The organism is Streptomyces sp. CNZ301 (assembly GCF_004217425.1).
The window spans coordinates 4,923,318-4,945,417 of the sequence record NZ_SHLG01000001.1 but is presented as its reverse complement, the minus strand read 5'-3'; the positions used below and the strand labels follow the sequence as shown (position 1 = coordinate 4,945,417).

General features: G+C 70.4%; 19 protein-coding genes, 1 tRNA gene and 1 pseudogene. 10 read left to right on the top strand and 11 right to left on the bottom strand.

Going from position 1 to position 22,100, the window contains the following annotated elements; genetic code table 11:
- Positions 1-148: 148 nt before the first annotated feature.
- The 5 genes and pseudogenes from EV375_RS21370 to EV375_RS21345 all read left to right on the top strand — a co-directional run bounded on the left by EV375_RS21370 (position 149) and on the right by EV375_RS21345 (position 4,897).
- Positions 149-1,186, top strand: a complete 1,038-nt coding sequence (locus EV375_RS21370; protein ID WP_130300973.1) for a LacI family DNA-binding transcriptional regulator — start codon at positions 149-151, stop codon at positions 1,184-1,186.
- 60 nt (positions 1,187-1,246) lie between these two features.
- Positions 1,247-1,849: pseudogene (locus EV375_RS29850) on the top strand (tyrosine-type recombinase/integrase); the annotation flags it as partial.
- A 109-nt stretch (positions 1,850-1,958) separates the two neighbouring features.
- Entirely contained in the window at positions 1,959-2,327 is a 369-nt protein-coding gene (locus EV375_RS21355) for a tyrosine-type recombinase/integrase (protein WP_130300969.1), read from the top strand.
- Between the two features lie 193 nt (positions 2,328-2,520).
- Entirely contained in the window at positions 2,521-3,639 is a 1,119-nt protein-coding gene (locus EV375_RS21350) for a hypothetical protein (protein ID WP_130300967.1), read from the top strand.
- Positions 3,640-3,802: 163 nt separating this feature from the next.
- A complete protein-coding gene (locus tag EV375_RS21345; RefSeq protein WP_130300965.1) occupies positions 3,803-4,897 on the top strand; it encodes a hypothetical protein in 1,095 nt (364 codons plus the stop codon).
- Between the two features lie 409 nt (positions 4,898-5,306).
- On the opposite strand, the gene EV375_RS21340 is transcribed toward EV375_RS21345, so the two are convergent.
- A tRNA-Thr gene (locus EV375_RS21340) sits at positions 5,307-5,383 on the bottom strand.
- Positions 5,384-5,568: 185 nt separating this feature from the next.
- Here EV375_RS21340 and EV375_RS21335 point away from each other — a divergent pair.
- The 3 genes from EV375_RS21335 (at position 5,569) to EV375_RS21325 (ending at position 8,143) form a co-directional block, all read left to right on the top strand.
- Entirely contained in the window at positions 5,569-6,693 is a 1,125-nt protein-coding gene (locus tag EV375_RS21335; protein ID WP_130300963.1) for a sn-glycerol-3-phosphate ABC transporter ATP-binding protein UgpC, read from the top strand.
- Positions 6,694-6,884: 191 nt separating this feature from the next.
- Complete coding sequence (locus EV375_RS21330; protein ID WP_130300961.1) at positions 6,885-7,298, top strand: hypothetical protein; 414 nt, start codon at positions 6,885-6,887, stop codon at positions 7,296-7,298.
- A gap of 92 nt (positions 7,299-7,390) precedes the next feature.
- Positions 7,391-8,143, top strand: a complete 753-nt coding sequence (locus EV375_RS21325; RefSeq protein WP_130300959.1) for a nucleotidyltransferase family protein — start codon at positions 7,391-7,393, stop codon at positions 8,141-8,143.
- A gap of 103 nt (positions 8,144-8,246) precedes the next feature.
- Here the strand turns inward: EV375_RS21325 and EV375_RS21320 are convergent, their stop codons facing one another.
- The 7 genes from EV375_RS21320 to EV375_RS21290 all read right to left on the bottom strand — a co-directional run bounded on the left by EV375_RS21320 (position 8,247) and on the right by EV375_RS21290 (position 15,829).
- Positions 8,247-10,094, bottom strand: coding sequence for a DoxX family membrane protein (locus EV375_RS21320; RefSeq protein WP_130300957.1), 1,848 nt, complete (start codon positions 10,092-10,094; stop codon positions 8,247-8,249).
- A 150-nt stretch (positions 10,095-10,244) separates the two neighbouring features.
- Entirely contained in the window at positions 10,245-11,192 is a 948-nt protein-coding gene (rlmB, locus tag EV375_RS21315) for a 23S rRNA (guanosine(2251)-2'-O)-methyltransferase RlmB (RefSeq protein WP_130300955.1), read from the bottom strand.
- Positions 11,193-11,416: 224 nt separating this feature from the next.
- A complete protein-coding gene (cysS, locus tag EV375_RS21310; protein WP_130300953.1) occupies positions 11,417-12,832 on the bottom strand; it encodes a cysteine--tRNA ligase in 1,416 nt (471 codons plus the stop codon).
- A gap of 103 nt (positions 12,833-12,935) precedes the next feature.
- Positions 12,936-13,385: a PPOX class F420-dependent oxidoreductase gene (locus tag EV375_RS21305; RefSeq protein ID WP_130302014.1), complete on the bottom strand. Its 450-nt coding sequence runs from the start codon at positions 13,383-13,385 to the stop codon at positions 12,936-12,938.
- A gap of 79 nt (positions 13,386-13,464) precedes the next feature.
- Entirely contained in the window at positions 13,465-13,989 is a 525-nt protein-coding gene (gene ispF, locus EV375_RS21300; protein WP_130300951.1) for a 2-C-methyl-D-erythritol 2,4-cyclodiphosphate synthase, read from the bottom strand.
- Positions 13,979-14,878 (bottom strand): 2-C-methyl-D-erythritol 4-phosphate cytidylyltransferase, encoded by a 900-nt coding sequence (gene ispD / locus EV375_RS21295; protein ID WP_130300949.1) that lies wholly within the window; start codon positions 14,876-14,878, stop codon positions 13,979-13,981. Before ispD ends, ispF begins: the two co-directional genes overlap by 11 nt.
- A gap of 468 nt (positions 14,879-15,346) precedes the next feature.
- On the bottom strand, positions 15,347-15,829 hold the full coding sequence (locus EV375_RS21290) for a CarD family transcriptional regulator (protein ID WP_016472332.1): 483 nt from the start codon (positions 15,827-15,829) through the stop codon (positions 15,347-15,349).
- Between the two features lie 535 nt (positions 15,830-16,364).
- Between EV375_RS21290 and EV375_RS21280 the strand changes: the two genes are divergently transcribed.
- Positions 16,365-17,033, top strand: coding sequence for a copper chaperone PCu(A)C domain-containing protein (locus EV375_RS21280; protein WP_130300945.1), 669 nt, complete (start codon positions 16,365-16,367; stop codon positions 17,031-17,033).
- Between the two features lie 97 nt (positions 17,034-17,130).
- Here the strand turns inward: EV375_RS21280 and phoP are convergent, their stop codons facing one another.
- Positions 17,131-17,802, bottom strand: coding sequence for a two-component system response regulator PhoP (gene phoP, locus EV375_RS21275; protein ID WP_486588765.1), 672 nt, complete (start codon positions 17,800-17,802; stop codon positions 17,131-17,133).
- Between the two features lie 30 nt (positions 17,803-17,832).
- Entirely contained in the window at positions 17,833-19,581 is a 1,749-nt protein-coding gene (locus EV375_RS21270; RefSeq protein WP_486588619.1) for a sensor histidine kinase, read from the bottom strand.
- A 200-nt stretch (positions 19,582-19,781) separates the two neighbouring features.
- Between EV375_RS21270 and phoU the strand changes: the two genes are divergently transcribed.
- On the top strand, positions 19,782-20,483 hold the full coding sequence (gene phoU, locus EV375_RS21265; RefSeq protein ID WP_130300941.1) for a phosphate signaling complex protein PhoU: 702 nt from the start codon (positions 19,782-19,784) through the stop codon (positions 20,481-20,483).
- Positions 20,484-21,315: 832 nt separating this feature from the next.
- On the opposite strand, the gene EV375_RS21260 is transcribed toward phoU, so the two are convergent.
- Positions 21,316-22,089: a haloacid dehalogenase type II gene (locus EV375_RS21260; protein ID WP_130300939.1), complete on the bottom strand. Its 774-nt coding sequence runs from the start codon at positions 22,087-22,089 to the stop codon at positions 21,316-21,318.
- Positions 22,090-22,100: the final 11 nt, after the last annotated feature.

Here is a 22,100-nt window from a genome sequence, read left to right as displayed (position 1 = left end):
CACCACGGCGACCGACTGCGACGGTCCGCGTCGCTCCACTGCTAAAAGGTTTTAGCCTGCGTGTTAGGCTCACGGCGCGAACGGCGTCCTGTCAAGAGTCGTGACGCACTCGTTCCGGGGGACGGGAAGAGGAGCGGGGAGGAGCGCGATGCCACGGAAACGAGTCACTCTCGCCGACGTTGCGCGCCGGGCAGGCCTGTCCACCACAGCGGCCTCGATGATCCTCAACGGACGGCCGGACACCCGCCTCTCAGAAGACGCCCACCAGCGGGTCCACGCGGCGGCGGCCGAGCTGGGCTACCGGCCGAACGTCGCGGCCCGGGGCCTGCGCACCGACAAGACGCTCAACATCGGCTTCGTCTCCGACCTGGTCACCACCACCCGCTTCGCCGGCGGGCTCATCCAGGGCGCGCTGGACGCCGCACAGCAGGCCAGGCACGTCCTGCTGGTGACGGAGACCGGCGGCGACACCCGGCGCGAGACCGAGGCGATCGGCGCGCTCCTCGACCGCCAGGTCGACGGGATCATCTTCGCCACCATGCGCGCACGTGAGCTGTTCGTGCCCGAACTGCCCGACGGAACCGACGCGGTCATGCTCAACGCCACCAACTCCCGGTACCCGACGGCGGTACTCCCCGACGAGGCGGCGGGCGGCCGGGCCGCTGTGGAGCTCCTGGCCGAGGCGGGACACACGAAGGGCATCGCGCTGATCGGCCAGAGCGACGAGGCGGAGCGCGGCCTGTTCCGCTCCAGCACCGTCGCCCGGCGGATCGCAGGCATCCGGGGCGCCATGGCGGACCACGACCTGAAGTTCGTGGCCGAGGAGTCCATCTGGGAATGGGAGCCGCAGCACGGTTACGAGACCACCCTGGCACTGCTCGGCCGGCGCCCCGACGTCCGGGCACTGCTCTGCCTGAACGACCGCCTCGCCTTCGGTGCGTACCAGGCCCTCGCCGAGCTGGGACTGAGCGTTCCCGGGGACGTCTCGGTCGTCTCCTTCGACAACGACGAGATCGCCACCTACCTGCGTCCGGGCCTCACCACCGTCGCCCTGCCGCACGAGGCCATGGGCCGCCGCGCGGTCGAACTCCTACTGAGCAGGGCGCCGTCGGCCGAGGTGCTGCTGCCGATGCCCGTCGTCGCCCGCGAGTCGATCGCGCCGCCCCGCGAGAACGCGGGGCGCTGAACCCGCCGCCGGCCGACGGGCGTTGCGCGGCCCCGGCCGGTACGCGAACCTGCCTGGCCGGTGCTCGAACCCCCTGAACCCTCTGGCCGTTGCGCGAACTCCCGTGCGCGGAGGGGCCGCACTGGTACGTGGATTGATCTGCACGCAGTGGAGGTCAAGCCGCGAACGCTTAGCGGCTATCGCTGGATCATCAAGCAGTACGTCGTACCGAATATAGGGGGCGTGCCGATTCAGGACGTACGCCCTGCGACGATCACGCGCCTCTACACGAAGCTGCGGGAGCACGGAGGCAGGAACGGCGGGCCGCTCTCGCCTGGCACCATCAACCACGTCCACACAGTGCTCCGCAAGGCCTTCCGGGACGCCGTCGATGTCGAAGAACTGCTGTCGCGAAATCCCGTCGAACGTGCCAAGCGACCGCGACGCGACGACCTGGAGCCCGGTGAGGTCTGGACGAAAGCTCAGCTCCGGGCGTTCCTACGGCACGCCTCGCATCACAGACTCGGAGCCTTTTTTCACCTTGCGGCATACACCGGGGCCCGCCGCGGCGAGCTGCTGTTCCTCCGCTGGAAGGCGGTCAACCTGGACGGCCATGAGATCACCGTCCGCGGCTCCACCGGTTACGTCAGCGGTGAGCGCATCGAAGGAACCACAAAGACGGGGCACAGCCGCATCATCAGCATCGACCAGACGACGGCCGAAGTCCTGAAGCGGCACCGCGCCATGCAGGACGCCGAGCGCGCCAAGTTCGGCATGGCTCCCGTCGGCACCGATGACCAACGTCTTCGCGAACGAAGTCGGCGAGCAGATCCACCCCGACACCGTGTCCTCGCTCATGACCAAACTAATCGCCAGCCACAGCAAGCCGGGGGATGGAACGCCGCCGAACGCGCCGCTGCCGAGAGCGAGACTCCACGATCTCCGGCATCTGCACGCCACAATGCTCCTACTTGCAGGCGTCCCGGTTCACGTGGTGGCCGCACGTCTCGGACATCGCGACCCCTCGGTCACCCTCCGGGTTTACGCGCACGTCATCAGTGGCCCCAACACCAATGTCGCCGAGACCTTCGCGCGGACCCTCGCAGTCGGGGAGGCTACGGCCTCGGGCCCAGGCCAGCCCGCTCGGGATGACGTCTTGTAGAACACCAGACACGACGAAGGCAAATCCCCTCGGTGCCTTTTTTGCGCCACAGGGAGCCCCCCGGACAGTGAGGTTCGCAACCTTCCACCCGGTAGCCGCTGTGCGAGTAGCGGAGGACATGTGACTGAGTAGCAGTACTCAGTCACGTATAACTCTCCCCCCGTCAGGGTTCGTTGGTGGCCAAGCAGGGCCCTTGATCGAGCGTGCGCACAAGGATATGGCGGAGGCGCGAAGCTTCCTGGATCGCAAGGCCACGGTGGACGAAGAAGGGGAGAGCCAACTGTGGCAACTGATCGTCGGTCATCACAAGGACGTCCTGGGGAAGGCGAAGTCCGCCATTGCATCGTTCGAATCCACTCTTGACGCGTGCCAGCGGGAGCTGTCCCGTACTGCGGGCTATTACGGCAAGACGGACCGGGACCAGGCCGCCAAGGTCGACGCTACCTACCCGAAGGGTGGCGGCCTGCCCGCCGGTACGCCGCACGTCTCCGGAGGGTTCTCAGACACCACAGATGCGACCAGCGTCTTCTCCGAGCCCAAGCTCAGTGTCTGGGAGCAGATCCAGCAAGGTGCCTCGGAACGGATGGACGGGCTTGTCTGGTCCCGAGTGGACTCCGTCACCGGTGAAGGAAAGAACCCTGCGTTGGGACTCCTCGGTATCGGTCTCGACCTGCTGAGCCCGTCGACTCTCGTCAACGAGGCCATCAAGTTCGTCTTCAACTTCGACATCTTCGGCGAAGCGGCGAAGATGCTGTCCGGTGACTGGGAAAGCTACGGGGATTGCGCCAACGCGTGGGGCTCTCTGGGCAACTTCTTCAGCAGTATGGCCACCAACGTCGACAGGGGGAACAACCTCCTGAGCGAAACCTGGCGCGGCAACGCAGCAGACACAGGCTGGGATTACTTCGACAGGCTCACCTCGAAAATGAACGACACGGACGACGCCTTCGACAATCTCAAAGCCGCATACGAAGACGTCGCCGGCCAGATCCAGCAGTTCGCCGACGGCCTCAAGGCGGGACTGATCCTCATCAGCGACATGGCCATCGCGATCAGTGTCGAGATCGCCGTGGGCACGGGCGCTGCGACTACCGGGGTCGGTTTGATCGTGACAGGTGGGGCAGCTGCGATGATCGCTCGTCAGGCAGCGAAGATGATCAGTGAATGGTCGAAGCTCATCGATGCCCTGTCAGCGCTCTACGCGACCGTCAATGCCACCTTCGGCGCAGGGGGCGCGGTGCTGGACGGAAACCTGAACGCAGTGAAGTCGTTCCCGAAACCGGGCGGAGGCTATGACCATCAGGCTGTCTGACGTTGGCAAAACCCTAGGCTGGGGCGGTCTCGCGTGTGTCGCGGCGTGCCTGCTGCTCCGGTATGTCGAACCGGCTCCCCGGTGGGACGTCCTGGTCTGTCTCGGGATATCCCTGCTCGGTCTGATGCTGGCCTGGGCAGGAGCACGGCGCGGGGCTGCGCCGGTGAAGGACGTCCCACCGTCACCCGCTCCGGCAGAACCCGCGGGGTTCCGCCTCGTCGGCGGCTGGCGGCCGGCTCGCACCCAGCGGCAGCAACTCGGCGTCCTGCTCATTCTGCTGTCCGTCGCCCTGCTGCTGTTCGGCTCGGCCCAGCACGTCACGCCCCAACTGGCCGACGCCCGTAGCGGATCCGCGCGCATCATCCCGGTGACCGTCGTGGAGGTGACCGCGCAGCGTTCCACACCTGTCCGCGGTGGCGGTACGACCTACACCTCCGAGCTCTCGGTCAAAGCCACCAGGAGCAGCACCAGCGACAGACTGCTGCACGGCAGCATCAAGACGTCCGACTCGGTCCGGCCCACCGCCAAGCTGTGGGCCCTCTACACCCCCGGTGCCGGCAATGAGGCAGCCCAACTGACGGAGACACGGGGCGAGCTGGAAGCGCTGCGGGACGGCGGCACCCGCCCGTCCGGCATGCTGCTCGGTATCTGTGCGGCCGCTGCCACAGGTGGCCTGCTCCTGTTGCTGCGGCGCAGGGTGAAGCCGTCTCAGGACGAGGAATCCGTAGCAGAGACGCTTCGCACAAGTGGAGTGCAGGCCCTCGGCGTGACGCTGAGAGGCACGGCGGAGGAAGGCAAACGCGAGGTGGGAGTGGGCCTGCGCCTGCATGCCGAGGACGGGGAACGCCAGCTGTACGTCGGCCGGTTCGTCGACACCGAACATCTCGCCGATCTCCTCTACGGCCGCAGCGCATGGCTGTACTGGGCTCGACCCGACGGCGAGCCCCCACGCGGACGCCCCGGGCGGAAGGGCGAGATGCTGCCCGCCGTCCTGGTGGTCGGCAGCGGCGACGAGGCACGGTACGTACGCGGCTGGATGCCGCGGGAACCGGACTGGCCTGTCGCCCAGGGACGGCGCCTGGGAGCGATCAGCCCCGAGTCCTGCCCGCCGGTACGGCCATTGGACTCGGGCGCGATGCGCCCACCACGTGCCCGTCTTGGCGCCATGGTCTGGCTGGGCCTCGCGGGACTGGCCACGGCTGCCACAGCTGCCTTCCCCGTGGGCGGAGGAGGTAAGGAGCTCGTGCGGGCGTCGTGATCGTCCTCTGCACCATCGTGGGCATGCGCCTGCGAGAGGCGAAATGGCGCCCAGCCACCCGTCGTCAGGAGCGACGCACGGCGGAGCAGGCGGCATAAAGGCACCTGTGTCGTCTTCCCGTTCCACTCCAGTGATCACGAGGGGCAGAACGGGACCTCCCACCGCTCCGCCTGCGAGGTCTCAGTCACCTGCTGTTCCGAAACTGCCCCCGGAGCCAGGCTCGGCTCCGGGGGCAGTGCTTAGCAGGCACCACAAGTCGTCACGCTCTGTATCTGACCGTGCCCCCGGTGGGTCCCAACCCGGGCCTCCGCATCACGTGCCCCGGACCCCCGAATTAGCAAGACAATTAGCAACCAACATCAAAGAGGCCGGTTCCGTGATCGGAACCGGCCCCTGAGCTGTACTTCTCTGGAGCCGCCTGTCGGATTCGAACCGACGACCTTCTGTTTACAAGACAGATGCTCTAACCAGCTGAGCTAAGGCGGCGGGCTGCGCGCACCGAGCAGTGTACCCACCCCGTGACGGGCGGCCGCGATGCGGTTTCGTTGCTGCTGGAGTGCTGACAAGACGCACACCGGCGGGTTAGCGTCACCGCACGTTCACATGAGTGAAACGTACTCCCTTTACGACGGATCGTCCGGCACGTACCTGCCGGTGAAGGAGACAGCATCATGGCTACGGTCACGTACGACTCGGCTACCCGGATCTACCCCGGCGGCGACAAGCCCGCGGTCGACAAGCTCAACATCGACATCGAGGACGGCGAGTTCCTCGTGCTGGTCGGCCCCTCCGGCTGCGGCAAGTCCACCTCTCTGCGCATGCTCGCGGGTCTCGAGGACGTCAACGAGGGTTCCATACGCATCGGCGACCGCGACGTCACGCACCTGCCGCCCAAGGACCGGGACATCGCCATGGTGTTCCAGAACTACGCGCTCTACCCGCACATGTCCGTCGCGGACAACATGGGCTTCGCGCTCAAGATCGCGGGCGTGAACAAGTCCGAGATCCGCAAGAAGGTCGAGGACGCGGCGAAGATACTCGACCTCACCGACTACCTGCACCGCAAGCCCAAGGCGCTCTCCGGCGGTCAACGTCAGCGTGTGGCGATGGGCCGCGCGATCGTGCGTGAGCCGCAGGTGTTCCTCATGGACGAGCCGCTGTCGAACCTCGACGCGAAGCTCCGCGTGCAGACCCGTACGCAGATCGCCGGCCTCCAGCGCCGCCTGGGCATCACGACCGTGTACGTCACCCACGACCAGGTCGAGGCCATGACCATGGGCGACCGGGTGGCCGTCCTGAAGGACGGGCTGCTGCAGCAGGTCGACACTCCGCGGCACATGTACGACCGTCCCGCGAACCTCTTCGTCGCCGGCTTCATCGGCTCCCCCGCCATGAACCTCGTCGAGGTGCCGATCACCGACGGCGGCGTGAAGTTCGGCAACAGCGTGGTGCCCGTCGAGCGTGAGGCGCTGACGGCCGCCGTCGACAAGGGCGACAAGACCGTCACGGTCGGCGTCCGTCCCGAGCACTTCGACCTCGTCAACGGCGACGGCTCCGCGACGGCCGTCTCCAAGGACGAGCCCGCCGGTGTCGCGGTCACGGTCAACGTCGTCGAGGAACTCGGCGCGGACGGCTACATCTACGGCACGGCCAGCGTCGGCGGCGAGGACTGCGACCTGGTCGTCCGTGTCTCCGGCCGGCAGGTGCCCGAGAAGGGTGCCGTCGTGAACGTGGTGCCGCGCGGTGGCGAGACGCACGTCTTCTCGAGCTCCAGCGGTGAGCGTCTCAGCGACTGACGCACACACGTACCTGACGCAGCCGAAGGGGCCGTACATCTCCGCAACAGGCGGGCGTACGGCTCCTTTTGGCGTTTTTCCGGGCATTTTCGCTCCACACGTCAACACCCGCGCGGAACGCGCCCGTGCGCCGTCGCTCGGCAGGGTGACCGAATGTCGCCAAATCACCACTCTTCGCTACGATCGCTGCCGTGAACCACGCAGCACGCCGAATCGGCCGATCTCTAGCTCTCGTCCTCCCTGTCGTCCTCGTCCTGTCCGGGACGCTTGCCGTGGCCCGCGTCCCGTGGAGTTCGTCCTCCGGCACGCAGATGCTCACGGCCTCCGAGCACAAGGCGTCCACGAAGGCGACCTCGCGTGCTCCTCAGGACGTGCTGCGCGACCGCCTCGTCGCCGAACTGCAGGAGAAGGACCCGGGAGTGGCGCTGACCGGCCTCCAGGCGGAGATGGCGGAACGCCCCTCCCTGGCCAGGCACTGCGCGTCGATCGCGCGGGCGCTGGGCCGTGCGGCCGTGCAGAAGTACGGCAGTGTGCAGCGCGCCAACCGCTACTCGCGTCCCGTCTGCGACACGTCCTTCGCCACCGGCGTGTCCCGGATCCACTGAGACGGGCATGCCACCGGCACCGAACCTCTGATGTGCTGACGGCCCGCCCTGCCGACGGAGGCAGGGCGGGCGTCCCGCATAGGGTGCGCTGCATGATGCAGCTCCCCACGCAAGCCGTGATCCTGGCCGGTGGCCAGGGGACGCGGCTGCGTCCGTACACCGACGACCGCCCCAAGCCGATGGTCGAGATCCCGGGCACCGGACTCCCCATCATCGGGCACCAGTTGGCCTGGCTGGCCGCCGAGGGTGTCACCGATGTCGTCGTCTCCTGCGGCCACTTGGCCGATGTGCTGAGCGACTGGCTTGCCAAGGCCGAGATTCCGGTGCCCGCGGGGCGAACTCCGCCTCGGACCCAGGTCGTTGTGGAGGACAAGCCCCTGGGCCGCGGCGGCGGGCTCAAGTACGCGGCCGCCTCGCTGCCCCGGCCCGACGAGACCTGGTACGCGACCAACGGGGACATCTGGACGCGTTTCGCGCTGCGGGAGATGGCCGCGTTCCACGGGGAACGGGACGCCGTCGCGACGCTCGCGCTGGCCCGTCCGCGCATCCCGTGGGGGGCGGTGGAGACCGATCCCTTCGGTCACGTCCTCGACTTCATCGAGGCTCCGCCGTCCCCGTACCTCGTCAACGCCGGTGTGTACGTGTTCTCTTCGTCCTTCGCCGGGATGCTGCCGGAGCGTGGCGACCACGAGCGCACGACGTTCCCGCGGCTCGCCCGCGAGCGCCTGCTCGCGGGCTTCCAGCTGCCGCAGGGGGCCTACTGGCGGGCCATCGACACCGCCAAGGATCTGGAGGAGGCGGCAAAGGAGTTGAGGGAGGCGCAGGGAGTCCCCCAGAGGCCGTGAGGGCTCCCTGCGATGCCCGCCGTCGTCACGCGGCGCCGGTTCTCCCGCGTTTTCTCCGGCACTTCTCCCGCGTCCTCCGGCACAGGGCCGGTGGTTGCGCAAGTCAGCCCAGGAGGCCGCCCAGGCCTCCACCGCTGCCACCCGAGTACGAGCTGCCGCCGCCATCGTCGGACGACGAACCCCCGCCGCCGCCACCGGAGTTGGAGCCGCCGTCCGAACCGCCGGCGCTGCTGCCCGAACTGGCGCCGCCGCCCTGCGTGGCCTGGGCGCCGGGCGCCGACTGCCGCGGTGGCTGCGCACCGGGGGCGGCCTCCCGCGGCACCTGCACGGTCTCGCGCTGGCTGGGACTTGACGTGCCCCCGTGCCGGTCGCCGGGCGTGGCCGACGAGGACGGGCCGCCGGAGCGGCCCTCGTCCGCGTCCGCGCCGCGTGTATGCCCGCCGGCCGGATTCCCGCTGTCGGTGCGGTCGTCCGGGTCCTTGGGGAGGGGCGAGCCGGGCAGCTGGTTGACGGGCGGGCCACCGGGCTCGGGCACCTTGGCCGTGTGCGCGGACCGTACGGCACCGCCCAGCACCGAACCTGTCAGCATCGCGATCCCGGTGACGACGGACGCGATCACGGCGCCGCGGCGCAGCACCCGGAGGCGCAGGTCCCGCAGTTCGGCTCGCGGGCCGAGCTTGCGCCACGCGTCGGCGGCGAGCCTGCCGTCGACGGAGTAGACGGGCGCACCCGCGATGAGCAGCGGGCTCCACGCGGCGAGCAGGATGATGTCCGGCGCCTCGTAGGCCGGGCCCGAACTCCAGCTCACCGTCATCAGCAGCGCCGCCGACAGCAGCGCGCCGACGGCGGCGGCGACCCGCTGCCAGAGGCCGCACACCGTCAGCACGCCGATGATGATCTGGAGGAAGGCCACCGTCAGCCCGGAGCCGACGGGGTGCGCCAGGGCGAAGTCCCGCAGCGGGGACGCGATGGGCCACGGTTCGAGCGAACGCAGCCACGTCACCATGGAGCCGCGTGCGTCGCCGTCGAAGTAGACCGGGTCGCACAGCTTGCCCATCCCGGCGTAGACCGAGATGAAGCCGAGGAAGATCCGCATGGGCAGCAGCACGACGCCGAGGTTCATCCGGCGGCCCGGGTAGTACGCCTGACGGCGCGTTCCTGCGGCTGCCGGGACCGGGGAGCCGGAGCGGCCCTCGGCCTCCTCGGGGTCCCCGGGCGCGAGGGGCTGCCGCCCACGGCGGCGGTACGCGCCGCTTTCCCCGTACTCGGCGAAGTCGGCGTACTCGCCGAAGTCGCCGGTGTCGCCGAAGTCGCGGCGCTCGCGGACGTCGCCGATCTCGCCGTACTCGCCGTACGGGTCGTAGGCGCCGGGCTCCGGGCCGTCGAAGGCTCCGTGCGTGGGACGCACCCCGTGCAGCAGGGACTGCGGCTGCGTCGCCTCGACGGAGCGCGCACCGCGCTGGCCGACGACCGTCGGCGGGGCGAGAGTGTCCTCGTCGATCCGCGGCAGCACCTGGGTCGTGGAGGCGGCGGACTCCGTGGTCCCCCGGTGACCGGGGCGCGCCGCCTGGTACAGCCCAGTCGCCCCGGTGTCGTCGGCGTCGGCACCCGCGCCCCATGCGACGGAGGTGCCGGTCGTCGTGCCGGGCGAAGACCCCGCTGTTTCGGGACCGTTGGCGGGGAACGGTCCGGGCGCCGCACCCGGGAACGTTCCCGAGGTGCTGATGCCGGACATGGCAGGAACGGGACCGGTGGTGACGGACTCGGCGGCGGGCGGCGCGAGTTGCACACGGAAGCTCGCGTGAGTGACGACGACCTCTGCCGGGTCGGAGGGGACCTTGACCGTGCTCAGCCCGGGCTCGTCGTCGAAGAAACCGCTCGGGCCGCCCTGTTGGGTGTCCCCAGGACGCCGGCCCGAGGGGTCGGGCGTGCGGGGTGTTCTGGTGTCCACACTCCACTAACCGAGTGACGGACGCTTAAGACACTGCCTCGACCGCCCCGATCTGTCCGAGGCCCGTCAAGGCGGTCGAGCCGACGGCGATGCCGGGCCCGCGGCGCGAGGCGGGCCCCGGACCCGGTCCCAAGTTCCGCCTCGCGGCCGTCAACTCCTGCGCCGCGCCGCCTCGTAGAGCACCACGCCTGCGGCCACACCCGCGTTCAGCGACTCCGCGCCGCCCGGCATCGGGATCCGTGCGCGTACGTCGCAGGTCTCGCCCACCAGCCGGGACAGGCCCTTGCCCTCACTCCCGACGACCACCACCACCGGCCCGTCCAGGGCGTCCAGCTCCGGGAGTTCGACGTCGCCGTCGGCAGCGAGACCGACGACCATGATCCCGGCCTTCTGGTAACTCTCCAGCGCACGCGTGAGGTTGGCGGCACGGGCGACCGGAGTGTGCGCCGCCGTACCCGCGGAGGTCTTCCACGCCCCCGCCGTCATTCCCGCGGCCCGCCGCTCCGGGACGACGACACCGTGCCCGCCGAAGGCCGAGACGGAGCGGACGACCGCGCCGAGATTGCGCGGATCGGTGATCCCGTCGAGCGCGACGATCAGCGGGTCCTCGCCCTCGTCGTAGGCGGCGGCCGCCAGATCGTCCGGGTGCGCGTACTCGTACTCCGGGACCTGGAGCACAAGACCCTGGTGGTGCAGGCCCTTCGTCATGCGGTCCAGCTCGGGCCTGGGCGCCTCCATCAGGTTGATGCTGCCGGCCTCGCCGGCGAGACGCACCGCCTCGCGCACCCGGTCGTCGTTCTCGATGAACTGCTGCACGTACAGCGTCGACGCCGGTACGCGCTCGCGCAGCGCCTCGACGACCGAGTTGCGGCCGACGACCAGTTCCGAGGCGCTCTTGCCGCTGACCTTGCGCGCACGCCCCTGCGAGCGCCGGGCCTTGGCCTGCGCGGCGCGCTGCTTGGCATGTCCCTTGCGCATCTCGGCGGGCGGCGTGGGGCCCTTGCCCTCGAGCCCGCGGCGCCGCTTGCCGCCGCTGCCGACCTGCGCGCCCTTCTTGTTGGACGTACGCCGGTTGGGGCGCTGGCTGTTCCCGGCCATCGGGCACCTGCTTCTCTGCTGGTCACTTGCTGATTCGTCTGCCGGGTCACCGGGCGGGGCGTTGGGCCCTGGTGCCCGGCTGCCGACGGGCTGCCGTGCCGGCGGGCGTTCGCACGCTCGCGGCGCGCGGGTAATCGCCGGCTGCCGCCATTATTCCGGAGGACAGGGCCCACCGAAGAAGTGGATCAGTGCCGGCCCTCCCCGCGGGCGGCCGCGGGCACGGCTCAGTGGCTGCCGCTGCCGCCGAGCTCCCAGCGCGGCCCCGACGGAGTGTCCTCGATGACCAGGCCCGCCTGCTTCAGCTCGTCGCGGATGGCGTCCGCCGTGGCGTAGTCCTTGCGCTGTCGCGCCGCCTGCCGCTGGTCGAGCACGAGACGGACCAGTGAGTCCACGGCCTCGCGCAGCTCGCCGCCCCGCCCGGCGTCCGTCGCCGTCGACTGCCAGTGCGGGTCGAGCGGATCGAGGCCGAGGACGCCGAGCATCGCCCGTACGTCCGCGAGGGCCTTCACCGTTGCTTCCTTGTCGTCCCCGCTCATGGCGGCGTTCCCGTGCCGGACGGTCGTATGGAGGACGGCCAGCGCCTGCGGAACGCCGAAGTCGTCGTCCATCGCCTCCGCGAAGGCCGACGGGACGTCGCCCGCCGGAGCCACCTCGCCGACGGCCTCGCCCGCCCGCTGCAGGAAGCCCTCGATGCGGCCGAAGGCGGCCTCCGCCTCGCGCAGCGACTCTTCGCTGTACTCGATGGTGGATCGGTAGTGCGGCGAAGCCAGGTAGTAGCGCAGCACGATGGGGCGCCAGTGCTTGACCATCTCGCTCACGAGCACCGAGTTGCCGAGCGACTTGCTCATCTTCTCGCCGCTCATGGTGACCCAGGCGTTGTGCGCCCAGTAGCGCGCGAACCCGTCGCCGAACGCCTTCGACTGCGCGATCTCGTTCTCGTGGTGCGGGAAGACGAGGTCGACTCCCCCGCCGTGCAGGTCGAAGGTCGGTCCGAGGTACTTGTGCGCCATGGCCGAGCACTCCAGGTGCCAGCCGGGACGGCCGCGGCCCCACGGTGTCTCCCAGCTCGGCTCGCCGGGCTTGGCCGCCTTCCACATGGCGAAGTCGCGCGGGTCGCGCTTGCCGGTCTCGCCCTCGCCCTCGGGCTGGAGCAGGTTGTCCAGTTCCTGGTTGGACAGCTGGAGGTAGCCGTCGTAGGAGTGCACGTCGAAGTAGACGTTCCCGTCCGCCGCGTAGGCGTGGCCGCTGTCGATGAGGACGCGCATCATCTCGATCATCTCGGGGACGTGGCCCGTGGCCCGCGGCTCGTAGGTGGGCGGGAGGCAGCCGAGGCCCTCGTAGGCGGCGTTGAACGCGCGCTCGTTGTCGTAGCCGATGGCCCACCAGGGGCGGCCCTGTTCCGCCGCCTTAACGATGATCTTGTCCTCGATGTCCGTCACGTTCCGCACGAACGTGACCTCGTGGCCGCGGTGGGTGAACCAGCGGCGCATGATGTCGAAGTTCAGGCCGGACCTGATGTGCCCGATGTGCGGGGCTGCCTGCACCGTGGCACCACACAGGTAGATCGAGACATGGCCCGGCGTCCGGGGGACGAAGTCGCGGATCTGCCGGCTGCTGGTGTCGTACAGGCGAATGCTCACGCGACCAGGGTAGTGGGCCCGTGAGGCCGGGTGTCCCGCACACCGGGCGTGCGTCGGCTTCCCGGCATGCGCCACGCAGTCCAGGGGGCGGGTGTCAGGTCTGTCAGAGGCGCCCGGCGACCTTCCGGGGTGTGATGCGCACGACGACCCTCTCGGCATCCTGGGCCGAACTCGGGTTGAACTCCGCGTAGTTCTTGCCCACGTACTTCTGCGCCAGTTCGTCGATCAGTTCCGGGCCGCCCTCGGTGGTGAGCGTCGCGGTGCCGCGGATCTCCGCGTAGGTGTACGGGCTGTCAGCGGGCTGCACCACGACACTGACGCGCGGATCGCGCCGGAGGTTCAGGGTCTTGCGGCGGTCGGTCGTGGTGGAGATGAGCAGTTCGTCCCCGTCGCGCTTCACCCACACCGGTGACACCTGGGGACTTCCGTCGGGCTGGATCGTCGCCAGGTGGACGAAGACGGGGGAGTCCAGAACCTGCTTGAGGTCGTCGGAGAGCTGTGCTGCTGCCACTGGGATCGCCTTCTCTCGGAGCGTCGTCGGTGTCCGCGGCATGCGCGTGTCAGGCCGTGCCATGCCGTGTCATTCCGTCAACCGGCTTGCGGGGCACGGTGTTCCGGGCCCCGCCGAGTTGTCACACCCGCGGCCCAGCGGCAGCTTCCGAAGGTGGCAGCACCAGTGCCGTCGCCACGGCCGCGAGGCCCTCGCCGCGGCCGGTCAGGCCCAGGCCGTCGGTCGTCGTACCGGAGACGGAGACCGGGGCGCCGACGGCGTCGGACAGGACCCGCCGGGCCTCGTCCCGCCGCTTGCCGATCTTGGGCCGGACGCCGATGACCTGGACCGCGACGTTGCCGACGGTGAAGCCTTCCGCCCGCAGGATGCGCGCGGCCTCCGTGAGCAGAGCCACCCCGGACGCACCGGCCCACTCCGGGCGGTCCGTGCCGAAATGCGCGCCGAGGTCGCCGAGGCCGGCCGCGGAGAAGAGGGCATCGCATGCGGCGTGCGCCGCGACGTCGCCGTCGGAGTGCCCGGCCAGGCCGCAGCGCTCCCCCTCCCAGAGCAAGCCGGCGCACCACAACTCGCGCCCCTCCTCGAAGGCGTGCACGTCCGTGCCGATGCCCACCAGGGGCAGCTCCCGGGCCTGCCGGTCAGAAGCCATCGGTCGCCCGCCTCCTCGCCAGGACGGCCTCGGCGAGCACCAGGTCCAGCGGTCTCGTCACCTTGAACGCCTCGTCGTGGCCCGGGACGACCACGACCTCGACGCCGAGGCGCTCCACCATGCCGGCGTCGTCCGTCGCCCCGTCGCCCTCGCGGGCCACCTGGGCGTGCGCCGCGGCCAGCACCTTCAACTCGAAGCCCTGCGGCGTCTGCACCGCCCTCAGCCGTGAACGCTCCGGAGTGCCCGTCACCGGCTCGGGCTCGCCGGCCGGGCGGACCCGGACCTCCTTGACGGTGTCGGGGACTGGCAGCGCCGGCACGACGGCGGGCGCCCCCTCCCGTACGGCCGCCGCCACGGCGTCCACGGTCTCGACCGGCACCAGGGGACGGGCCGCGTCGTGCACCAGCACGGAGTCGACATCGGCGGGGAGCGCCTCGAGGCCGAGCCGTACCGAGTCCTGACGCGTCTCGCCTCCGGGGACGACCACGACGTCGGTCAGGGTCTCCGCGGCTGCGAGGTGCTCGTCCAGGAGACGACGTACCTCGTCGGCACCGTCGGGGGGTGCCACAACCACGACGAGGGAGACGGCACGGGAGCGGGCCATCGCTCGCACAGCGTGCACCAGCATCGGCGTACCGCTCAGCGCACGCAGCGCCTTGGGGGCGCCGGGGCCGAGGCGGACGCCGCGCCCGGCGGCCGGAATGACGGCGGCGGTGCGGTGTCCGGAACGGTCGGTCCCGGGATCGGTGGCCGGGGCGGTGGCGGAGCCGGACGCGGGCCGGGCGGCCGGAGACTTTCCGGCCTGCCGGGCCTGCCCGGCCCGCCCGGCGTTGCTGCCTGCTCCGTCCGGGCGGCCGGAATGCGACTCGCCCGCGGATTGGATTGACATCGGTTCCACGTTCAGGTTTGTGTCCTCAGCCGGTGTGGGTATGGCCTGGGCGTACCCCCGACGCAGGTCGGGGGCGTGCCGGGCGCGAAGCCTTGACCGGCCCTTCCGTGAACTCCGGTCGAGGCGACTGCCCGGGCCCGGCACGCCTTTGGCAGACGTCGAGTCCGCGCCGGACTCCGGCACGGCGAGCAGTAGTGAGGTTACTGAACGCTGCCGGTGGTCGCTTGCAGTGCCTGAACATGCCGCAGCGTGGACATGCCGCAGCGTGGACATGCCGCAGCGTGGACATGCCGCAGCGCCCGGCGACTGACGTCGTCACTCGGGCACTGCGGCACAGCCTTGCTCTACTACTGCTCAGACTTGCTCATTGCTGCTCGCTCACGCTGGGCTCTCGCCACTGACCTTCGCCTTGCTCACCGGCCGGCAGGTCGGTCGGTCGCCCCGCCCGCTCCGCCGTCGCTCGCGCGGTCAGGAAGCGAGAACCTCGTCGAGCAGCGCCTCTGCCTTGTCCTCGTTCGTGTTCTCCGCGAGGGCGAGCTCGCTCACCAGGATCTGGCGGGCCTTGGCGAGCATCCTCTTCTCACCGGCGGAGAGTCCACGCTCACGCTCGCGGCGCCACAGGTCGCGGACGACCTCCGCCACCTTGATCACGTCGCCGGACGCAAGCTTCTCGAGATTCGCCTTGTAGCGCCGGGACCAGTTGGTCGGCTCCTCGGCATACGGTGCGCGGAGCACCTCGAAGACCCTGTCCAGCCCGTCCGAACCGACCACATCTCGTACGCCCACGAACTCCGCATTGTCCGCTGGCACACGAACCGTCAAGTCGCCCTGCGCAACCTTCAGAACCAAGTAGGTCTTGTCCACGCCTTTGATCTGCCGAGTTTCGATAGCCTCGATCAGCGCGGCCCCGTGATGGGGATAGACCACGGTGTCGCCAACCTTGAACGTCATGTGTCAGGTACCCCTTCCGTGGCTATCCAGAGTAACACGGAATCGGGCTCTTCTGAATGGCGTTTTCGCAGGTCAGGACGCATCTCGGGGCTTGACAAGCGGCCCTGTTACGTGCTGCGGCCAGCCATCTGGAACAGGTATTCGCAGGTCGGGGCACTTCTGAACGCACACCGAAACACAACGGACACCTCTGAAGAGGGTGCTTCAGAAAGTGTCAGCCGTCCGTTTTGTCCGACTGTAAGTCGTCGCCCGTTCGGCTCTCTTCACCTCTTCCCGGACTTTCCCAAGAATTGATCAGCAGTTCCGCTGATCAATTCACAGGGCGTTCGCATTCTTTCCCCGGAAAGGTCCTCACCGGGCGTGCGGACGCCGCGCGCTCCCGCGTACGCAGGGGCCCGAACGGCGCGCGGCACGAGGGCCGGGTGCGGGGCCGCGGGAAGGCCTCGGTAATCTGAGCCGCGCCACAGATCAACGTATCCGCCCGCGACCGTCCCGTAGTTCGGCCGCCAGAGCTCGCCCAGGAGTTGCCGCCGCCGTGAGCAGCAGCATTCGACGCGGCACCCTTGCCGCCACAGCCCTCGCGCTCGCCGTCGTGACACTGTCCGCATGCGCCGCGGGGAACGACGCTCAGACGCTGGAGGTCAAGCCGGACAACGCCGCGACCTCCCAGGGCTCCATCAAGATCCAGAACGTCAACATCATCACGCCCGACAAGGGAGAGGGCCCCTCTGCCGTGACGGGCCGCATCTTCAACCAGGGCTCCAAGGACGAGACCCTCGCGGCCATCACCGTCCAGGGCGCGGGTGTCCGCGTGAAGCTGGAGCCGGCGAAGGGCGAGAGGAAGCTCACGGTGCCGGCAGGCGGTTCGCTCGCACTCGGCGGCAAGGACAACGCCTCGGCCGTGCTGCCCGCCTCCGGTTCGAGTGCCGTGCGGGACGGCAACGCACAGCCGGTGTCGTTCGACCTGAGCCGTACGGGCAAGATCTCGCTGCGTGCGACGGTCGTGCCGGCTCACGGCGACTACGCGAAGTTCGGCCCGACGGTCGCACCGTCGCCCAGCACCTCCTCGGGCACGCCTTCCGGTTCGCCTTCGGCGCCCGGGTCGGAGTCCTCGCCGTCCGCGGGCGCCTCGGAGGAGGCCGGGCAGTCCGAGTCCCCGGCCGCCGGCGACGACGCGGCCGGAGCCGAGCCCGAGGGGCACTGAGCGCCCGCGCCGCACGCCGCCGCACACCATGCGCGAGGCCCCGCCCGTACCGGTGATCGTACGGGCGGGGCCTCGCGCATGGCGGTCTCCCGGGTGTCTACGGCTCGAACTTGTAGCCCAGGCCCCGCACGGTCACCAGGAAGCGGGGGGCGCCGGGATCGGGCTCGATCTTGGCGCGGAGGCGCTTGACGTGGACGTCGAGGGTCTTGGTGTCCCCCACGTAGTCGGCGCCCCAGACCCGGTCGATCAGCTGCATCCGCGTGAGCACCCTGCCGGCGTTGCGCAGCAGCATCTCGAGGAGGTCGAACTCCTTCAGCGGCAGATCGATCTTGCTGCCGTCGACGGTGACGACGTGCCTGTCCACGTCCATGCGCACCGGGCCGGCCTCCAGGGCCGCGGGCGTGACCTCCTCAGGTTCGCCCTGACGGCGCAGCACGGCCCGTACGCGCGCGACGAGTTCGCGGGACGAGAAGGGTTTGGTGACGTAGTCGTCGGCTCCTATCTCCAGGCCGACGACCTTGTCGATCTCGCTGTCCTTCGCGGTGACCATGATCACCGGGACGTTCGAGCGGCCGCGGAGCTGGCGGCACACCTCGGTGCCGGGCAGGCCCGGCAGCATCAGGTCGAGCAGAACCAGGTCGGCTCCGTTGCGTTCGAACTCGTCCAGCCCGTCGGGGCCGGTGGAGGCGACGGCGACTTCGAAACCTTCCTTGCGCAGCATGTACGACAGTGCGTCGCTGAACGATTCCTCGTCCTCGACGACGAGCACTCGGGTCACGGGAGGACCTCCGGGGCGGTTTCAGGGGCGCGCGGCAGCCCGCGCGGCGTTGTGAACGGAGATGGGGAGGGACGGGAGGAAGAAGAAGGGGAACGGGACGGGGACGGGGAGGAAGTGGGGGAAGAGGAGGAAGCGGAAGCAGCCGCGCGGGCCGCGGAGGGAGTCGGCGGTGACTCGCTCCGAAGACCCGCGGGACCGGCGCCGGCGGGACCGGAGGAGCCGCGGAGGTGCCGGGGCCCCTCCGGGCCGCGGACTCGGAGGGCTCGGCAGGCTCGTCGGGCTCGGCAGGCTCATCGGGGGCGTCGGGTCGGCGGGAGCGGCGGGATCCGCTCCGTCCGCGGACCCGTACGGGGCGGCTCGGCCGTTCGGGGCGCTCGGGGCGCTCGGGGCGTTCGGGGCGCTCGGGGCGCTCGGGGCGCTCGGGCCCGGCTGCCCCGCCCGACCGGCCTGGCCGGCCTGGCCGGGCTGACCGCCCTCGTCCAGGGGGTCCTCCGCGTCGCCGAAGTCGTCCGGCTCCTCGTCGATGTCCTCCGGCGGACGGGCGCTGCCGCTCTTCTGCGACTCCGCGCGGCTCCGTCCGGGGCCGCCCTCCGGAAGCCGGAGCGTGAACGTGGAGCCCTGGCCTTCGGCGCTCCACACGGTGACCTCGCCGCCGTGCGACGCGGCCACATGCTTGACGATGGCCAGCCCCAGGCCGGTGCCGCCGGTGGCGCGTGAGCGGGCCGGGTCCACCCGGTAGAACCGCTCGAAGACCCGCTCCTTGTCCCGCTCGGAGATGCCGATGCCCTGGTCGCTGACCGATATCTCGACGAAGTCCCCGCCGGGCGCCGCCACCCGGCGGCCCGCGATGCCGACGCGGGTGCGGGCGGGCGAGTAGTTCACCGCGTTCTCGACGAGGTTGCCGAGGGCGGCCGCGAGCTGGCTGCGGTTGCCCCACACGTGGAGCCCGTCCCCGGCGTTGCCGCTCGCGGCGGTGCCCGCTCCGCCGCCGCCCGACCGGCCCGCGACGAGGGCGATCTGCTTGCTGCTCGCCGACTGGCGGCAGCGGTCGATCGCCTCGTCCACCAGTTCGTCGACGCCGACCTGCTCGGAATCGCCCAGCGGGTCGTCGTTCTGCACGCGGGAGAGGTCGATGAGTTCCTGGACGAGGCTCGTCAGCCGCGTCGCCTCGTACTGCATGCGCCCGGCGAAGCGCTCGACCGCCTCGGGGTCGTCCGCCGCGTCCAGTACCGCCTCGGAGAGCAGGGACAGAGCGCCGACCGGGGTCTTCAGCTCATGGCTGACGTTCGCCACGAAGTCGCGGCGCACGGCCTCTATGCGGCGGGCCTCCGTCATGTCCTCGACCAGCAGCATGACGAGCCGGGAGCCGAGCGGAGCCACGCGGGCGGACACGGCGAGGGCCTCGCCCCGGCCCGTACCGCGACGGGGGAGGTCCAGGTCGACCTGCCGTATCTCGCCGTCCCGCCTTGTCTCGTGCGCCATCTTCAGCATCGGCTCGACGGCCAGCCGGCCGCCCCGCACGAGCCCCAGGGCATACGCCGCGGAGCTCGCCTTGACCACCTCGTCCGACTCGTCCAGCACGACGGCGGAGGAGCGCAGCACGGAGAGCACGGTGTCCACACCGGGCGGCAGAACGGCCTCGGTGTGCAGCGAGGAGCGCGTGGGACGGGCCTGGTCGCGCTCGCTCCAGCGGAACGCCAGCATCGCGATCACGCCGGTCATTACTCCGGCGATCGCCGCCGCTGCGGCGACCGCCGCGTTCACGTTCATGCCTCAAGGCTATGCGCGCTCGTCGGCACCGCCCCAGGGGAAGCGGGAGACCTCGAACACTCGTCTCCCAGAGTTCACCTTGGGGTCGTGACCGGTTCACCGCGGAGGTCGGCGACGGACGCATTCCGGACGGAGCGTGGGAACCTGAGGCCGGCCCTGCGGGCCCCTCTGTCGAGAGAACATGCGAGGGAAGGACAGCCATGCGTGACGCGTACCACGAGGAGCTGGACTCGATCAGCGACAGCCTGGTCGACATGGCCCGGTTCGTCGGCTCTGCGATCGGCCGCGCCACGACGGCGATGCTGGACGCCGATCTGAAGCTGGCCGAGAGCGTCATCGCCGGGGACGAGAAGGTCGACGCCATCCAGCACGACCTGGAGAACCGAGCCATCCAGCTGCTGGCGCGGCAGCAGCCCGTCGCGACGGACCTGCGGATAGTCGTCACCTCGCTGCGGATGAGCGCCGACCTGGAACGCGCCGGCGACCTGGCGCAGCACGTGGCGAAGGTGACCCGCCTGCGGTTCCCCGACTCCCCCGTGCCGAGCGATCTGCAGGCGACGCTGCTGGAGATGGGGCAGCTGGCGCAGCGGCTGATGGCGAAGGCCGCGGAGGTGATCATCACGAAGGACGTCGACCTGGCTCTGCAGCTGGAGCACGACGACGACGCGATGGACGACCTGCACCGCACGCTCTTCCAGCACCTGATGGACGACCGCTGGCAGCACGGGATCGAGACGGCCGTCGACGTGACACTGCTCGGCCGCTACTACGAGCGGTTCGCGGACCACGCGGTATCCGTGGCCCGTCGCGTGGTCTATCTGGTCACCGGCGACTACGCGCACGAGCTCGACCCGGCGGCCGCTGCCGCCGGTGACGGCACCGCCCCGGTCGAGGGCGCCTGAGCGCGGGACCGCAGCGGGACCGGCGACGGCCGCGCGAGGTTCGCGCGTCCTCCGCCCGAACGTCCCGCACGACGGCGGTGCCGCCACCGGCGCCAGGACAGGGACGCCGCCGACGGGCCGCCGTCACCCTTCTCGTGCAACTACGCGCCCTTTGTGCGCCCGTGGGCCGGGCCGGAGGGTGGGGAGTAGACCGGGGAGGAGAAGGAGGGAAGTCGTGGCTGATCACAGCGATCCGGCCCAGCCAACCGCGCGGGCGGAGGAGAGGCCGTCCCTGCACGTACTGGGGGCGTGCGGTTGCGGTCCGGGATGCGGGTGCGGATGTCAGTCCGGCGGTCCGTGTCAGTGCGGCGGTTGCTGCGGCTGACAGGGGTCTGCCGCAGGCGGCTGCACCGCAGCCGGCGCGGTCCGAGCCGCTGAGGGCCCTGCCCGGTTCGACGGGGCAGGGCCCTCAGCTTGCGCTCCGGGGCGGTGCTTGCCGTCACCGGGCGCGAAAGTTTCGGGGAACGGGCCGGGCGTCGGGGGCCGGGGGCCGGCGACCGGGGATCGCGGACGGGAGGGTCGTCGCGGCTATGGGCTGTCCGGCGGATCTTCGTGGGTCAGCGAGCGGCGTCCGGCGCATGGGGCCTCCCCCGCGAAAGCGAGAGGACGCATTGCAAGGCGGAGGGTCGTCCTCATACCGGGGTCCCCATGCCGAAGGGCTGGGGTTCCCCATGCCGAAGGGCTGGGGAGTATTCGGGCCATCCCGACAACGTGGCGAGGTGCGGTGCCTGGGGGCACCCCCGGACGAAGTCCAGGGGGAGTCGCGAGCCCGCGAAGATCCGCCGGACAGGCCCTAACCCGTCGTCAGCGCCGTGGCCAGTTCGTCCAGGCCGCTGAACCTCCAGTCGAAGACGTCCGAGCTCGCCGGCGGTTCTCCGTACGGCCGTCGGACGTAGGCGGTACGCATGCCGCCGGCTTGTGCGCCGCGGAGGTCCCAGGCGTGGGCGGCCACCATGAGGACGCGCTCCGGCGGGCACCCGGCGGTGTCGAGGGCGAGCCGGTAGACCTCCGGCGCCGGCTTGTAGGCCGGGACGGCTTCGCCGGAGACGGCCTGGTGCCAGCGCAGCCCGGCGTGCGCGTCGAGCCGGAGCAGGGCGGTACGGGCGGCGTTGGAGAGCGCGAGCACGGGGAAGCTGCGCGCTATCCGCCCGAGTCCGTCGACGGAGTCGCTCCAGGGAGGCAGGCGCCGGCTTGCGGTGGCCAGCCGCGCCACGGCCGCCGGATCATCGATTCCGGCCTTTCCGGCCACCCGTCGTGCGGCCTCCGCGTCGATCGACTCGCTGTCCGCGTACGGCCGTAGCCCCTGCACGATGCGCTGCTGCTCGGCGTCACGGTGGCGCAGCCAGAGGGCGAGCAGCTCGTCGACGGATGTACCGGATGCAGCGACGGAGGTATCGAGAGACGTGCCGCCGGGCGTCTCGCCGGAGGTGCGGCCGGATTCCCCGCCCGGTACGTCGCCGGAACTGCCCGTCGCGGCGCGGATCTCCGCCCTGAGCCCGCTTTCCTCGTCGATCAGTGTGCCGAGGACGTCGAAGACGACGACCTCGATGTCGCGAATTCCGGCCATGGGCACTCCCG